The sequence below is a fragment of the Treponema sp. UBA6852 genome (assembly GCA_002449305.1).
Classification (GTDB): Bacteria; Spirochaetota; Spirochaetia; order Treponematales; family Treponemataceae; genus Treponema_D.
Map to the genome: position 1 here is coordinate 1 of DKDI01000006.1, position 14,221 is coordinate 14,221.

Annotated in this window: 14 protein-coding genes; 12 read left to right on the forward strand and 2 right to left on the reverse strand. The window is 36.4% G+C overall.

Going from position 1 to position 14,221, the window contains the following annotated elements:
• From B3209_RS01320 to B3209_RS01375, 12 genes are all read left to right on the forward strand, one after another.
• Positions 1-845 (forward strand): lipopolysaccharide biosynthesis protein (locus B3209_RS01320; protein ID WP_414718096.1); only part of this gene is annotated, 845 nt, incomplete at its 5' end.
• Complete coding sequence (locus tag B3209_RS01325) at positions 838-2,007, forward strand: Coenzyme F420 hydrogenase/dehydrogenase, beta subunit C-terminal domain (protein ID WP_296689587.1); 1,170 nt, start codon at positions 838-840, stop codon at positions 2,005-2,007. The genes B3209_RS01320 and B3209_RS01325, both read left to right, overlap by 8 nt.
• Complete coding sequence (locus B3209_RS01330; protein ID WP_296662465.1) at positions 2,004-3,149, forward strand: polysaccharide pyruvyl transferase family protein; 1,146 nt, start codon at positions 2,004-2,006, stop codon at positions 3,147-3,149. The genes B3209_RS01325 and B3209_RS01330 overlap by 4 nt, the downstream gene beginning before the upstream one ends.
• A gap of 432 nt (positions 3,150-3,581) precedes the next feature.
• Entirely contained in the window at positions 3,582-3,764 is a 183-nt protein-coding gene (locus B3209_RS01335) for a hypothetical protein (RefSeq protein WP_296012623.1), read from the forward strand.
• The gene (locus B3209_RS01340) at positions 3,761-4,336 is read left to right on the forward strand and encodes a hypothetical protein (RefSeq protein ID WP_296662467.1); all 576 of its coding nucleotides are present in this window, start codon (positions 3,761-3,763) and stop codon (positions 4,334-4,336) included. The genes B3209_RS01335 and B3209_RS01340 overlap by 4 nt, the downstream gene beginning before the upstream one ends.
• 68 nt (positions 4,337-4,404) lie before the next feature.
• Complete coding sequence (gene glf, locus B3209_RS01345; RefSeq protein ID WP_296662468.1) at positions 4,405-5,547, forward strand: UDP-galactopyranose mutase; 1,143 nt, start codon at positions 4,405-4,407, stop codon at positions 5,545-5,547.
• Positions 5,537-6,457 carry a DUF4422 domain-containing protein gene (locus tag B3209_RS01350; RefSeq protein ID WP_296662470.1) on the forward strand — a complete coding sequence of 307 codons (921 nt, stop codon included), beginning with the start codon at positions 5,537-5,539 and terminating at the stop codon, positions 6,455-6,457. The genes glf and B3209_RS01350 overlap by 11 nt, the downstream gene beginning before the upstream one ends.
• An 18-nt stretch (positions 6,458-6,475) precedes the next feature.
• The gene (locus B3209_RS01355) at positions 6,476-7,375 is read left to right on the forward strand and encodes a glycosyltransferase family 2 protein (protein WP_296662472.1); all 900 of its coding nucleotides are present in this window, start codon (positions 6,476-6,478) and stop codon (positions 7,373-7,375) included.
• Positions 7,372-8,430 carry an EpsG family protein gene (locus tag B3209_RS01360; RefSeq protein WP_296662474.1) on the forward strand — a complete coding sequence of 353 codons (1,059 nt, stop codon included), beginning with the start codon at positions 7,372-7,374 and terminating at the stop codon, positions 8,428-8,430. Before B3209_RS01355 ends, B3209_RS01360 begins: the two co-directional genes overlap by 4 nt.
• Positions 8,431-8,448: 18 nt before the next feature.
• Positions 8,449-9,531, forward strand: coding sequence for a glycosyltransferase (locus B3209_RS01365; RefSeq protein ID WP_296662475.1), 1,083 nt, complete (start codon positions 8,449-8,451; stop codon positions 9,529-9,531).
• Complete coding sequence (locus B3209_RS01370; RefSeq protein ID WP_296662477.1) at positions 9,507-10,262, forward strand: glycosyltransferase family 2 protein; 756 nt, start codon at positions 9,507-9,509, stop codon at positions 10,260-10,262. Before B3209_RS01365 ends, B3209_RS01370 begins: the two co-directional genes overlap by 25 nt.
• A 144-nt stretch (positions 10,263-10,406) precedes the next feature.
• Positions 10,407-11,528 (forward strand): NAD-dependent epimerase/dehydratase family protein, encoded by a 1,122-nt coding sequence (locus tag B3209_RS01375; protein WP_296662478.1) that lies wholly within the window; start codon positions 10,407-10,409, stop codon positions 11,526-11,528.
• A 74-nt stretch (positions 11,529-11,602) separates the two neighbouring features.
• Here the strand turns inward: B3209_RS01375 and B3209_RS01380 are convergent, their stop codons facing one another.
• Both B3209_RS01380 and B3209_RS01385 read right to left on the reverse strand, forming a co-directional pair.
• The gene (locus B3209_RS01380) at positions 11,603-11,893 is read right to left on the reverse strand and encodes a type II toxin-antitoxin system HicB family antitoxin (RefSeq protein ID WP_296662480.1); all 291 of its coding nucleotides are present in this window, start codon (positions 11,891-11,893) and stop codon (positions 11,603-11,605) included.
• A gap of 175 nt (positions 11,894-12,068) precedes the next feature.
• Positions 12,069-14,159, reverse strand: a complete 2,091-nt coding sequence (locus tag B3209_RS01385; RefSeq protein WP_296689589.1) for a methyl-accepting chemotaxis protein — start codon at positions 14,157-14,159, stop codon at positions 12,069-12,071.
• Between the last annotated feature and the right edge of the window lie 62 nt (positions 14,160-14,221).

Consider the following 14,221-nt stretch of genomic DNA (forward strand, 5'->3'; position numbering starts at 1 on the left):
CCGGGATGTTCAGCTATGTCGGCTGGAATCTCTTCGGAAGCTCTGTTGGTGTATTCAAAAATCAGATTGTGAATATCCTTCTGAATCAGTTTTTCGGTTCACTTGCGAATGCTGCCAGGGCGATAGCTTCTCAGGTAAGCGCGGCGGTAACAAGTTTCAGCCAGAATTTCTCAACGGCAATACGTCCACAGATTATAAAGACTTATGCTGCGGAACAGAAAGAGGAATGTCTTTCTCTGACTTTCCGAGGCTGCAGAATGACATTTTTTCTGATGTATATTTTTACGCTTCCGCTTGCGCTTGAAATGCCGTTTGTCTTGGATGTCTGGCTGAAAAATCCGCCTGAAAATGCAGTTATTTTTGCGCGCCTCGTTTTGATTGATGCATTGGTCGATTCAGTGAGCTACCCAATTATGACGCTTGCTCAGGCTACCGGAAAAATAAAGCTTTATCAGAGTGTTGTGGGCGGAATTCTGCTTATGAATCTTCCTGCAAGCTATGTATGCCTGAAATGCGGACTTCCTGCATACAGTGTTCTTGTTGTTGCAATCTGTATAACATTTATTGCTTTTGTTGTTCGTCTTTTTATTATAAAAGCTTTAACGGACTTTTCTATACGAAGTTTCTTAATGAGCGTATGCCTGCCGATTTTTGCCGTTGCAGTTCTGTCTGCGGTTGTGCCTGTTGCCGCACGGTATTTCATTAAAGACAAAATTCTGAATTTTATCTGTGTTGTTTTTTTATCTGTCGCCTTTACTTCGGTATCAGTCTTGTTTGTTGGAATGAATAAATCAGAGCGTGTTTCTGTCTTAAATATGATGCGAAGGAGGATTTTTAATGCCTAGTCTTCCTTATGAAAAATGCTCTGGATGCGGCGCATGTGTTCAAATCTGTAATAAATCCGCAATTTCGATGATTGCAAACGATGAAGGATTTTTGTATCCGAAAGTTGACTCTTCTCTTTGCGTTGAATGTAGGCTTTGCGAGAAAACTTGCCCGGTTCTGAATGCAAAAACCTCAACTGGTTTTTCAGAAAGAAAAGCGTATGCGGCAATCTGCAGTGACGAGAAAATCCGTCTTGAAAGCTCTTCCGGCGGAATGTTCACGGTTCTTGCTGAAAAAGTGATAGCTGAGGGAGGCGTTGTTTTCGGTGCGGAATTTGACAGTGATTTTTCTGTAATGCACGGCTGGACTGATTCCGTTTGCGGGCTTGAGAGATTCCGTGGATCAAAGTATCTGCAGAGCCGCACGGAAAGCAGTTTTTTGGATTGCAGAAAATTTCTTGATGATGGAAGAAAGGTCCTTTACACAGGAACACCGTGCCAGATTGTCGGATTAAAGGCATTCCTAAAAAAGGACTATGAGAATCTTTTTACCGTTGACGTTATATGCCACGGAGTTCCAAGCCCGGCTCTCTGGCAAAAGTATATAAAATTCCGCGAAAAAAAATCCGCTTCGCGGATCGTGAAAACAGCTTTCAGGCGGAAGAATGACGGCTGGAAGCTGTTTTCACTGTCATTCACTTTCGCGAATGGCAGTGAATACAGCGTAAATCAATCTAAAGGAATGTGGATGCTTTCATTCAATAAAAATGTGATGATGCGGAATTCCTGCTATGATTGTGTTTTTAAAGGTTCTAAAATTCTTTCGGACATTACAATCGGAGACTTTTGGGGAATTCAAAACTATATTCCAGAAAAAGATGATGACAAAGGATATTCTATCTGTTTTTTAAACACTGATAAGGGGAAAAAACTTTTCAAATCTGTAAAAAGTTCACTTTTTGTTGATGAAATAAAAAATTACGACTGTAAAAGATTTAATACGCAACTTTTATATTCTCTCAAGCTTCCAAAAAATCGCAAAAAATTTATTTCGATCTGCTTAAAAAAGGGGTTTGATGTTGCATATAAAAAATATGTCAAAGTGAAGTTTCCAGTTAGAGTTTACTATGCTTGCCGACGGTTTGGAGGAAAAATCTTACGAAGATTAGGACTTAGAAAATGAAAATTGGAATAATGACTTGCTGGCAACCAGATGATAATTATGGTACTCAGATTCAAGGATTTGCACTACAGAAATACCTTGAAAAAATTGGTAATGATGTTTTTTTGATTCAGTATCATAGATTTGATGATATTTTAACTATAAAACGACCTTTTTGGAAAATTCTAAAAGGTTTGAATCCCTATTTGTTGATGCGTTTTATTAAGAACAAGTTGGATTCTAAAAACCAAAAAAATGAAACTTCTTTACATAATCGCAATGCTCCAGAATTCAGAAAGAAATATCTTCATTTATCACAAAATTATTATACATTCGATGAATTAAAGGAATCTCCTCCAAAAGCGGATGCTTATATTGTCGGAAGCGATCAGGTTTGGAATATTCAGTATTTACAGAAAAATAATCTGAACGCACATTTTTTGAATTTTGGAAAAAGTGAAACAAAACGGATTTCTTATGCTGCAAGTTTCGGTTTTTCAGAAGATAAATTGAATGAAAAATTTGCGATGGCAGTAAAACCTTTGATTTCCCACTTTGATGCTATCAGTGTACGAGAAAAAAGCGGTCTTGAAATCTTAAAGAAAATCGGTATCAAAGATGCAGTCCAGGTATGTGATCCAACTTTTCTTCTTACACCTGATGAATATCTTGAATTTTTCAAAGATGAAAAAGTTGTATTGCCAAAAAAAGAATATGTATTTGTATATGAACTTTCTGCAAGCTCATCTTTGGATATTAAAAAGATAAAAACATGGGCGTATAAACAGGGGCTTGATGTTGTATATGTAACAGGTCACGGAAAGTGTACTTCGGAGAAGAGAATATTTCCATCAGTACCGCAGTGGGTTAAATTTATAGCAAACGCAAGATATGTAATTACTAATTCTTTTCACGGAACAGTGTTTTCTCTTTTCTTTCATAAACCAGTTGCTGCCTTTTCTTTAAAAGGTTGTGCAAAAACTACAAATTCAAGGCTTGATACGCTAAATATGATGGTAGGACGGAATTTGACAATTCATAAAGCTTATGACTTTGAAAAAACTCTTTTGTCCAATTTTGACTGGAATTTTTTTGAAATACAAAAAAAAGAACTAAGAGAGAGAGGCATAAATTTTCTTTCAAACGCTTTAGTAGGGAAATAAATATATGTTGTATTGGTTGGATTAAGATATTCAAAATCAAATTCATAAAGGAATAAATAGATTACTTGAAATAATAAAATAATTGCAAGGAGGCACACTGAAAAGACAATTGATTTTTGATAAAACAACGGTATTTTCCTGTTGTTTTATAAGTTCTTTGACATTTCTATTTTTGATTTTACTGAGGCGAAAACGGAATCTTGTGCTATACTGTAACAGAAAATATTTGTATATTTATTACAGGAGGTATGTAATAAAAACTTTGTCTAAAATAGCGTCAAAGTTTTTATTCACAAGTTTGCGTTGCAAACTTTTTTATAAACTTCAATTTCCGCTGGAAACTTGCGTCGCGAGTTCACTTTGTTGCGAAATTGTGCAAAAAGTCAAATCGGAAATTGATATTTCCTCATTGACTTTTTATTGGAGGTTGATATGCGCGTGCTTTCAAAAGAGTATCAGGAACATTTGAAAAAGAATGAAGTTTATCAGTTTATTGTAAATCATCCGAAGCCTGATTTTAAGGAACTGGATAAAGAATGTGATGATTTTGAATTATGGATTTCAAATGTACATAAAAAAGAACGTTCAAAGTTGAAGGAGATTTCTAAAAAGTGATTGTTGAATTCTCGGTTTTAGACACAGACGATTTTTCAATTGAGCATATCTTTGATTCTTCGGAGAATGAGTCCTTGATTGCTGACTTTTGTGCACTGAATGGAGCAGAAGGGCTTGAAAATTACCTGAAAAATCAGGCTGCATCAGATGAAAAAGACTTGAACGCAAGAACGTATCTTGTAAAAGATAAAGTTTCGGGTGAACTTGCGGCTTATTTTACTTTGCGGAGCGGACTTATAACAATTCAAGTCTTTCATGAAAGTTTTGATACAATTCCTGCTGTTGAGCTTTCTAATTTCGCAGTGAATAAGAATTATCGTAACAATCATCCTGAGACGGCAAAAATCGGAGCATTTATACTAAGACGTTTTATCATTCCGCTTTGCCAGACGATGAGCAAATACATTGGGCTTGCTTCTCTTTATATTTATGCTCTCCCAGATGAGAAACTGATTGAGCATTATACGAAACTGGGGTTTACACGCCTTCCAAAAAAGCAGGAAAAATTCGTTCAGAACCATATAAAGCCAAAATATGACGAAGACTGCGTGTTCATGTTCCAAAATCTATAAGCATTAGCCTCTCTTAAAATTCAAAAATAGAAATCAGATAAAATCAATTCTCTTTTCAGCTAGAATAAATGGCTGGAACAATTCAAACAAAATATTCACATTACGACTATCTCATCGTAGGCTCTGGCTTGTATGGGGCGACTTTTGCCAATCTTGCTGCTAAAGCCGGGAAAAAGTGCCTTGTCATAGACAAACGTCCGCAGCTTGGCGGAAATGTTTACTGCGAGGATGTTGAGGGAATCCATGTCCACAAGTATGGCGCGCATATCTTCCACACCTCAAACAAAAAAGTCTGGGATTTTGTGAACAGCTTTGTTCCGTTCAACCGCTACACAAACTCGCCTGTCGCAAACTTCCGTGGAAAACTTTTCAACCTGCCGTTCAACATGAACACTTTCTACCAGATGTGGGGCGTAACAACACCTGCGGCAGCGATGGCAAAAATCGAGCAGCAGAAAAAGGAAAGCGGAATCACCGAGCCCAAAAACCTTGAGGAGCAGGCAATAAGCCTTGTGGGGCGCGACATCTACGAAACTCTTATAAAGGAATACACCGAAAAGCAGTGGGGACGCAAATGTACGGAGCTTCCGTCTTTCATCATAAAGCGGCTTCCGGTACGGTTCACTTTTGACAACAACTATTTCAACGACGCATATCAGGGAATCCCAATCGGCGGCTACAACAGACTTGTTGACGGACTTCTTGCCGGAATCGAGACGAAAACGAACGTTGACTATTTTACAGACCGTGAGAAATGGAACGGCATTGCGGAAAAAATCGTTTTCACAGGAAAAATCGACGAGTTCTTTGGCTACAAGGTTGGAAAGCTTGAATACCGAACAGTCCGCTTTGAGACAGAAACTCTTGACGTTCAGAATTTCCAGGGAAACGCGGTTGTGAACTACACAAGCCACGGCGAGCCGTTTACAAGAATCATAGAGCACAAGCATTTTGAGCCGGAAAATCCTGCATATTCACAAAATAAAACAGTAATCTCAAAAGAATACTCAACCGAATGGCACGAGGGAGTCGAACCCTTCTACCCGGTGAAAGATGCGAAAAACGCAGAAGTCTACAAGAAATACAAGGAGCTTGCAGAAGCCCAAGACAAAGTGATTTTCGGCGGTCGTCTGGCGGAATACAAATACTACGACATGGACGATGTGATTGAAAAGTGCATGAAAGACTGGGAGGAAGAAAATGAAAGGTAAAGTAACTCTGAACAAAGACAATTGCAAGATCCTGATATGCTGCCACAAGCCTTGTGAGCTTCCTCCTAATCCGGACGGACTGTTTCTGCCTATTCAAGTAGGAGCGGCAATCAGCAATGTTGATTTGGGAATGCAGCGTGATGACCAAGTGAACGGCGAACCATGCGACAACATCAGCGCAAAGAACAAAAGCTACTGCGAGCTTACAGCTCTTTACTGGGCATGGAAAAACATAAAGAAACTTTATCCTAATCTTGAATATATCGGTCTGAACCATTACAGAAGATATTTCAGTTTTGACAAGAAGAATTGTTTTGATGATGCAGTAGTTCTTCCTGAAGACGAAGTGAAGAATTACAGTTTTGACAAGACGAAATTGGAGAAAATCCTCTCAAAATATGATGTGATGATGGCAAAGTCGAGAGTCTATCCTTATTCATTGGAAGTTGACTATTCGGTATGCCATGTTTCAGAAGATTTACGCACTTTAAAAAAGATAATACATGAGAAATATCCTGAATACGACAAGGATGTTTATAGTGTGATGACCTGCGGATGTAGGTTATCACCCTATAACATGACTGTCATAGGGTGGAATGACTTTGACGCGTACTGCACATGGCTGTTCAATATACTTTTTGAGGCTGAAAAAAAAATCGATATATCAAAATATAATGCTGTTCAGGAACGCATTTTTGGATACATGGCGGAACGGCTTTTTAATGTATGGGTACGACATAATATAAAAAAGATGAAACTTCTAAATATCTTGAAATTTGTTGATGCAAAGACTCATTCTGGATTATGGCAATTTGCTTATCTGTTGAGAAATAAATTCTTGGGAAACATTTCTTTGATTGGAATGACGAAATTTTCTGAGGAATATTATGTAAAAATACTGATGTATTGAAAATCTAGGAAATTAATAATGGACGTTTCAATCATAATCGTAAACTACAACACAAAAGAGCTGACAAGAAACTGCCTGAAATCAGTCTTTGAGCAGACAAAAGATATTTCATTTGAAGTTATCGTTTCGGATAACTGCAGCAATGACGGCTCCGTTGAGATGATAAAATCCGAATTTCCGCAAGTGATTCTTATAGAAAACAATGCGAATCTAGGATTCGGGGCGGCAAATAACCGTGGACTAAAAATTGCGAAAGGAAAATACATTTTCTATCTGAACAGCGATACGATTTTGCTGAACAATGCCGTAAAGATTTTTTTTTGCTACTGGGAAAATTCTTCTGAAAAAGAAAAAATCGGGGTTTTGGGTTGTAACTTATCGGATGATAAAGGAAACTGCATACATTCTTGGGGGAAATTTCCGACATATAAAAATATTTTTAAATCTCTTTTTTATTGCCTTTCTGTTTCGTATGGAATGAAAAAAATTTGGAAATTCTTTTTTAAAAAAATAGGCATAATAAAACCTTTTTATGGCAACGTTGAATATATTACTGGCGCAGATAATTTTCTTTTGAATAATACAGACGCATTTTTTGATGAAAGATATTTTATGTATTTTGAAGAATCTGATTTGCAACTGAAACTTAAACATAAAGGAAAATCTAGTGTTTTAATACAAGGTCCTCAAATCATTCATTTTGAAGGTGCATCTTCAAAAGATAAAAATGAAAATTCTATGAATTATGATTTTCAAAAAAAATCAGTTGTGCTTTATTGGACGTCTTGCTGTAAATACGCTGAGAAAAATCTTTCAAGTGAAATGAAATTGTACTGTTTAAAAAGAATTCTTTTGTTTATATACAATTTGAAAAAAAACAAAAAATCAAAATCTCTGTTTTTAGAGGCTCTGAAATGACTATATATATTTTTTTCTTGTTTTTTTTACTTTTTTTTGCCGGTCGCTACAGTGTAAATAATAAGTATCTTTCAAAAAATTTACGGCTGATATTTTCTTTTGTGCTTATACTCTTATTTGCTGCGCTTAGATTTGATGTAGGATATGATTATCCAAATTATTGGCATTCAATTTTTCCAGATTTGAATAAAGATGAAGTTTACCGTTGGGAACTGTTTCCACGTTTTCTAGCTTTTTATTGTAACGAGTATAAATGTCCTTGGATGTTTTTTATTATTACAAGTGTTTTTGCATATTCTCTTGTTTATTATGGAATAAAGAAGTATTCCATTTCTTATTTTGAATCAACAGTAATTTATATCTCTTTATTTTTTTTGAGCGGATTAAGCACAGTTCGCCAGACTGTTGCAGTTTCTATAGTATTTTATTCTGCCAAATACATATTTGAACGTAAAATGCTTAAGTACATAGTTTTATGCATATTTGCATGTTTGTGGCATAAATCCGCTTTAATAGCAATTCCGATTTACTTTATTTACAACTATATAAATATTGCATTCTCTGTGATTTTCTTATCTATTATTTTAATTTCAAAGTTTTTTATTTTCAAAAAACTAAAAGAGCTAGGGCTTATGTTGTCTTACCTTGATGCATTGGAAAATTTAAAAGGCGGCTCTCTTATGAAGTATTTTTATATTTTAATTACTATATATTTGATTTTTATATCCTTGATTACCGGAACTTACAACAAGTCAAAACGTTTTTTTTCTATATTCATTTTGGGATTTTCTTTTCCACTAATTTTCGGTGGACACATGGGATTGCGATTTTCTGAGTACTATAACATTTATCTTTGTTTTGTCTATCCTGTTGTTTTTAGCAAGTTTAAAATAAAAGAACGGGCTTTAAACTTAATAATTTTCTATTTTGTCTTTATATTTACATTGCGTATTTCTGCAAGCAATATTACTCGTTCTCCATATATTCCTTATCAGTCAATACTTTTTATTAATAAGACGGATTTTACAAATTTAAAATCATTTAGATATAACTAAAGAGGAAGCTGTTTTAATATGAAAGTTCTGTTTATTTCCAAAGACTTTAAACAGTCTCAGTCTAATGGCGGTTTTGTAGTATCAAAAAGAAATTATGATTTATTCTTAAAACTGTTTGGTAAAGACAATATTGATTTATATGTTTTTCCAGTTCCAACATTTGTATCAAAAATAAAAGGACTTTTATTTAACCGTGATTACGGAATTACAAAAAAGATAGAGAATGAAATAAAAACGAAGATAAGCAGAGGAACATATAATTATGTATTTTTCAATTCTTCGTTATTTGGAAATCTTATTGAATACTGTAGAAACGGTGGCATCAAGACAATTACATTTTTTCATAACATTGAAAAAAAATATTATCACGATGTGTACAAATATAAAAAATCAGTTTCAACATATTTCTTTTATAAATATGTATCACGACTTGAAAAAAAATCATGTTTATTTTCAGACTGCAAAATTGTTTTGAATGAAAGAGATTCTGAAAAAATGCAAAAAGAATATTCTGTTCTGCCGGAATTGATTTTGCCTATTAGCATGGATTCTCATATCAATTTGACAAAATTCAATAACTCAAAAAAAGGAAAATGCGGTTTTATTGGCTCTGATATGTTTGCAAATAAAGACGGTATGTCATGGTTCATTAAAAATGTACTTCCTCACATTAACAAGCAATTTGTTGTTGCTGGTTCTATATGTGATTACTTAAAAGAGAGATTGTCAGCAAATTATGAAAATTTGGAAATGTTGGGGCATGTGGATAATGTTGATGATTTTTATAATTCCGTTGAGTTTGTTGTATCACCAATATTTCTTGGTTCTGGAATGAAAACAAAATCTGTTGAAGCTTTGTCTTATGGAATTCCAATAATAGGAACAAAAGAAGCCTTTGTTGGAATTGATTATAAAAATATTGGAGAACTTTGTCAAAGTGCTTCTGAGTTTATTGAAAAAATAAACAATTTTGATATTTCAAAATATAGTGGACATCCATATAAATATTTTGAAAAAAATCTTTCAAACTCAGTTGTATTGAAAAAATTAAAAACTTACATTGAAGGATGTGAAAAATGGATGCTCCACAAGTTTCAATAATAATGCCGTGCCACAACGGAGAAAAATATCTTCCAGACTCAATCACTTCTGTTATTTCTCAGACTTATACAGATTGGGAACTTCTTGTTGTAGACGACAATTCCACTGATAATTCTGTAAAAATAATAGAAGATTTATGCAAAAAAGATGCACGGATAAAATTGCTTCATACAGAAACATCATCCGGTATGCCGGCAACTCCTCGCAATGTCGGAATAAATGCTGCATCCGGTCGGTTTATTGCGTTTCTTGACTGTGATGATATGTGGCTTCCGACAAAACTTGAGCATCAGCTGCCGCTCTTTGAGACAAAAAATGTTGCGGTTGTATTTTCGTATTACGCAAAAATGAATGCCGATGGAAATTATGGAAATAATTCAATATCTTCTCCTGTTTTTGTTTCATACAATTATATGCTAAATGGAAACTGCATTGGAAATCTTACAGGAATGTACGACACAAAGAAATGCGGAAAAGTTTTTCAAAAGGAAATCCACCACGAAGATTATGTCATGTGGCTTGAAATTCTAAAGAAAGGATTTTTTGCAATCAACACAAATTCTGTGGAAGCCGTTTACAGAGAAAACAAATCTTCTGTTTCAGGCAGCAAATTGAAAATATTCAAATGGCAGTGGAATATTCTTCGCAAGGAGTTAAAAATTCCGTTTTTCAAAGCTTTTAAATATTTTCTTAATTATGCGGCTAGCGGATTCCTAAAATTCATAAAGTAGTAGATTAGGGCGTTTCCTGCCATTGGCAGGACGGGCTTTGCACCGTTCCGCTGTCGCTCCATTCGACGCAGCAAACTGCTTACGAACGCCTTCGGTGCGGTTTCAATCCCTAACGCATCTCTATATTTTGGAGGTTAAAACAAAATGACAATAACAGTTATCGGTGGCTCTGGGTTTGTAGGAACCCGGCTTGTAAAGAGGCTTCTGGATGCAGGACATAATGTAAGAATCGCGGACAAAAGAAGAAGCGTTGCATATCCTGATCTCTGGCTCCGCTGCGATGTGCGCAATTCCGGGAATGAGACGAACGAGTTTCCTGCGAGCCTTACGGACGAAGCTATGGCTCCGGGTGCGTATGAGGTTGCAAAGAAAGCACAGCCGATGCATTCTCTTCTGGAAGTTTTGAAAGGAAGCGATGTCGTTGTGAATCTTTCAGCCGAGCACCGCGACGATGTTTCTCCAAAATCCTTGTACGACGAAGTGAACGTGAAGGGCAGCGAGAACATCTGCAAAGCCTGCACGGAGCTTGGAATCCATCACATTTTCTTTACAAGCTCAGTCGCAGTCTACGGATTTGCCCCGGTCGGAACAGATGAGAGCGGCGGGATAAAATATTTCAACGACTACGGACGCACAAAGTATCTTGCCGAAGGAAAATACCGTGAGTGGCTTTCTTCCGACAAATCGAACTGCCTTACAATAATCCGCCCCACGGTGATTTTCGGCGAGCAGAACCGCGGAAACGTGTACAACCTTCTGCGCCAGATTGCAGGCGGAAAATTTCCGATGGTGGGCAAGGGCACAAACCGCAAGAGCATGAACTACGTTGAGAATGTTGCGGCGTTCATTCAGTTTTGCATTGAGAACGAGGAAAAGCTTCCCTGCTTTGAAAAGGAATACGACGGAACATCAGCCGGAAAGCAGCACCTGTTCAATTACTGCGACGAGCCGGCATACGACATGAACCATCTTGTGCTTGACGTTTACAAGCACCTCGGAAAACAGAAGAAGCATCTTGTCCATTTTCCGTACTGGCTTGCATATCTAGGCGGAAAAGGATTCGACCTGCTCGCGTTCATCCTGCACAAGAAGTTCGCAATAAACTCAATCCGTGTAAAGAAATTCTGCCAGAATACTTACTTCAAGTCATCAAGAGTTCCAAAGACAGGCTTTTCCGCACCGGTATCGCTTGAGGAAGGCTTGCGCCGCACAATTGACTACGAGTTTGTGAAGAAAGTGCAGGGGCATACTTTCAGCTGCGAGTAGATTTAAGAAGTTATTTTAACAACACATATCATTGTATAGCTTTATTCAATAATGGTATGTGCTGCATATTTTTCCTAGAGTGCCAAAAACGGTCTGTTAAATACTTTTTGAAGCCGGTAAAGCATTTCCAGTGTCGGATTTGTCTTTTTGGGATTTTCTAGCCGTTGATACTGTTGGTATGACATTCCGGCTTTTGCGGCAATTTCTTTTTGTGTTTTATGACCGCGGGTTTTTCGTAGCTCTATGGCAAAGGCGATTTTTGGAGAAACTTCAATTTCTAAGCCCTCATTGCATTTTGGTTCAGGAATCGGAAAGTTTTCTTCAATATCTGTTTCAAGAACAGCCTCCAATGCCTCTTTTGCCATTTTTTTTTGCATCGTCTACAGAAGTTCCGAATGTGGTTACATTTGCCATGTCTGGGAAATGTACAATATACATATTTTCATTTTGTTTTTTTATATCACAATAATATTTCATTGTTTCAGATGTGAGCAGCTTTATAATAGGTTGTTAGATCAAGTCTAGTAACATCTATTAAAATCAACACTTCACCTTGAATGTAGAAATCGCATGGTTGAGCGTTTCTACAGAGGCGTTGTTTTTGCTTACAGTTTCTGTGATTTTGATTGCGGCGGAAAGCAGAGTAGTTGCAGCGTCTTTGCATTCTGTAAGATTTTGCTCTACGCTTGAGTTCAAGTTAACAAGTTCACTGCAAATTGAGGACGCGGCGGTTGTAACTTCCACAATTTTTTCAGTTCCGGATTTTACGATTTTGGAACTGCTTTTCATGTTGTCAAGCGCGCTTAAAATTTCCTGGGCTTTTTGTCCTTGCACTTCTGCGGAAGATTTCAAGCTGTCTACAGAAGTACTGATGTTTCCGATTTTTTTGATTGTATTTTCAAAAGCTTTTTCAACGTCCATTGATGTGTCTGAAATTGTATCAATTTGAGTTTGTATAAGCTTGAGCGACTCAGAGGAGGTTTTTGCCTGCTTCGATGTTGTTTCTGCAAGCTTGCGGATTTCATTTGCAACAACAGCAAAACCTTTTCCGGCAGCACCAGCGTGGGCGGCTTCAATTGCGGCGTTCATGGCAAGAAGATTTGTCTGGCTTGCAACGGATGCAATCATTTTGTTTGTGTCAAGAAGATTTTTTGATTTCTCTTTTACTTCAAGAATCTGCGCAACTGAATTTTTTAGCTCATTTTTATTTTTGTCCGCAAATTCTACAAGCTCTGAAACATCTTTTGATGTTTCGGCAATTTTTTCATTTACCGCAAGAAGGTTGTTTGCCACAATTTCAATCGAGTCAGATGAATTGTCAATTGTTCTGTCCTGATTTTCAATTTCAGATTTAAGATTGTTGATTTGAGTTACGATTTCTGTAACTGACTGGCTAATTTTATCAACTGAACAAATCTGCGTTTGAACACTTTGCGCAACATTTTCTACGGAACCGTTTGCTGTTTCAACGCTTTGTCCAATTACATCTGAGGCTTCTGAAAGATTTTCTGTAATGTACCCGATGTCGCTTGCGGAATTTCTAATGTTTTTAATGAGAGAAGAAAGGTCAATGATAATGTTGTTGAATCCTTCTGCAAGCTCTGCCGCTTCTTTTGTGCTGCCTTCTTTTACTTCTTTTGTAAAGTCGCCCTGTGCAATTTCATTGCAGTTTTCAGCCATAAGTTTAAATTCTTTGGCGCTTGCTTTTGCACTGAAAAGAAGAATCGCCATTGCGGTTACAATTGCCGCAGTTATTATAAGTAAAACTTTTAATATTGCTGAATAGCTGTTTTTTGTAAAATCGGAAACTGGGCCATAAACTACAATGTACCATGGAGTAGAAGATGATTTGCATGCTCCATAAAAAATTCCACCCTTTATAATTGCATTTGCTGAATAAAAGAAATTATCTTTGCTAAAGTTATACTTTTTAAATTCAGGCTCATCAAAAATTGATTTTTCCATTAAAAACGATGTGTCGTCATTTGTAATAAACAGACCGTCTGTATTTACTATATATGCCTTTGCATTTTCAGAAATTTTAATATCCGACATTGCCACAGAAAGATTGTTAAGGATTATATCGATCGCGGCAACTCCAAGCAGATTGTTGTTTTCATCTTTTACGTCCTTGCTGATTGTTGTGCAGATTGAGTTTGTCATTGTGTCAACATAAGGATCTGTAATTGCAAATTCTCCGGAATTTTTTACAGCATCTTTAAACCACGGACGCTCAGGGGGAAGCCAGTCAGAATCAGGATTCCAGCCGGAACTGTCAGAATAAAATCCGCCTGGCTCATAGCGTGAAATTAAAGTTCCGTAGTAGAGGGAGAAATCTTCTGGCATATTTACAGTGAGAGCTTTTGTTGCGAGGTCTGCTGTTTCTTTGTCGTGCTTTTCTTTTACAATGTTCCGCAAGTGGTCAATTTGAGTTTCATATCCTTGAATAATCGTTGAGATTTTTCCGTCAAGATTTTCAATTGAAGTTTTTGTGATTTTTTCAATATCTGTGTTTATTGTTTTATTTAATACAATAAGAAAAGAACCAATTATAAATGTTGAAGCAAGAATTAATGGCAAAATGTTTCCCAAAAACATTTTTGTGGAAAGTGAAATATGTTTGTTTTTCATACAGCCTCTTTGAAATTTATTATTGATTAATAGTTCATTTCTTATAGCTAAAAAAGGGCTGC

What these genes read in the sequence shown, in the direction of transcription:
- B3209_RS01325 (WP_296689587.1), top strand. Translation starts at nt 838, where the DNA reads ATGCCTAGTCTTCCTTATGAAAAATGCTCTGGATGCGGCGCATGTGTT.
- B3209_RS01330 (WP_296662465.1), top strand. Translation starts at nt 2,004, where the DNA reads ATGAAAATTGGAATAATGACTTGCTGGCAACCAGATGATAATTATGGT.
- B3209_RS01335 (WP_296012623.1), top strand. Translation starts at nt 3,582, where the DNA reads ATGCGCGTGCTTTCAAAAGAGTATCAGGAACATTTGAAAAAGAATGAA.
- glf (WP_296662468.1), top strand. Translation starts at nt 4,405, where the DNA reads ATGGCTGGAACAATTCAAACAAAATATTCACATTACGACTATCTCATC.
- B3209_RS01350 (WP_296662470.1), top strand. Translation starts at nt 5,537, where the DNA reads ATGAAAGGTAAAGTAACTCTGAACAAAGACAATTGCAAGATCCTGATA.
- B3209_RS01355 (WP_296662472.1), top strand. Translation starts at nt 6,476, where the DNA reads ATGGACGTTTCAATCATAATCGTAAACTACAACACAAAAGAGCTGACA.
- B3209_RS01360 (WP_296662474.1), top strand. Translation starts at nt 7,372, where the DNA reads ATGACTATATATATTTTTTTCTTGTTTTTTTTACTTTTTTTTGCCGGT.
- B3209_RS01365 (WP_296662475.1), top strand. Translation starts at nt 8,449, where the DNA reads ATGAAAGTTCTGTTTATTTCCAAAGACTTTAAACAGTCTCAGTCTAAT.
- B3209_RS01370 (WP_296662477.1), top strand. Translation starts at nt 9,507, where the DNA reads ATGGATGCTCCACAAGTTTCAATAATAATGCCGTGCCACAACGGAGAA.
- B3209_RS01375 (WP_296662478.1), top strand. Translation starts at nt 10,407, where the DNA reads ATGACAATAACAGTTATCGGTGGCTCTGGGTTTGTAGGAACCCGGCTT.
- B3209_RS01380 (WP_296662480.1), bottom strand. Translation starts at nt 11,893, where the DNA reads ATGGCAAAAGAGGCATTGGAGGCTGTTCTTGAAACAGATATTGAAGAA.
- B3209_RS01385 (WP_296689589.1), bottom strand. Translation starts at nt 14,159, where the DNA reads ATGAAAAACAAACATATTTCACTTTCCACAAAAATGTTTTTGGGAAAC.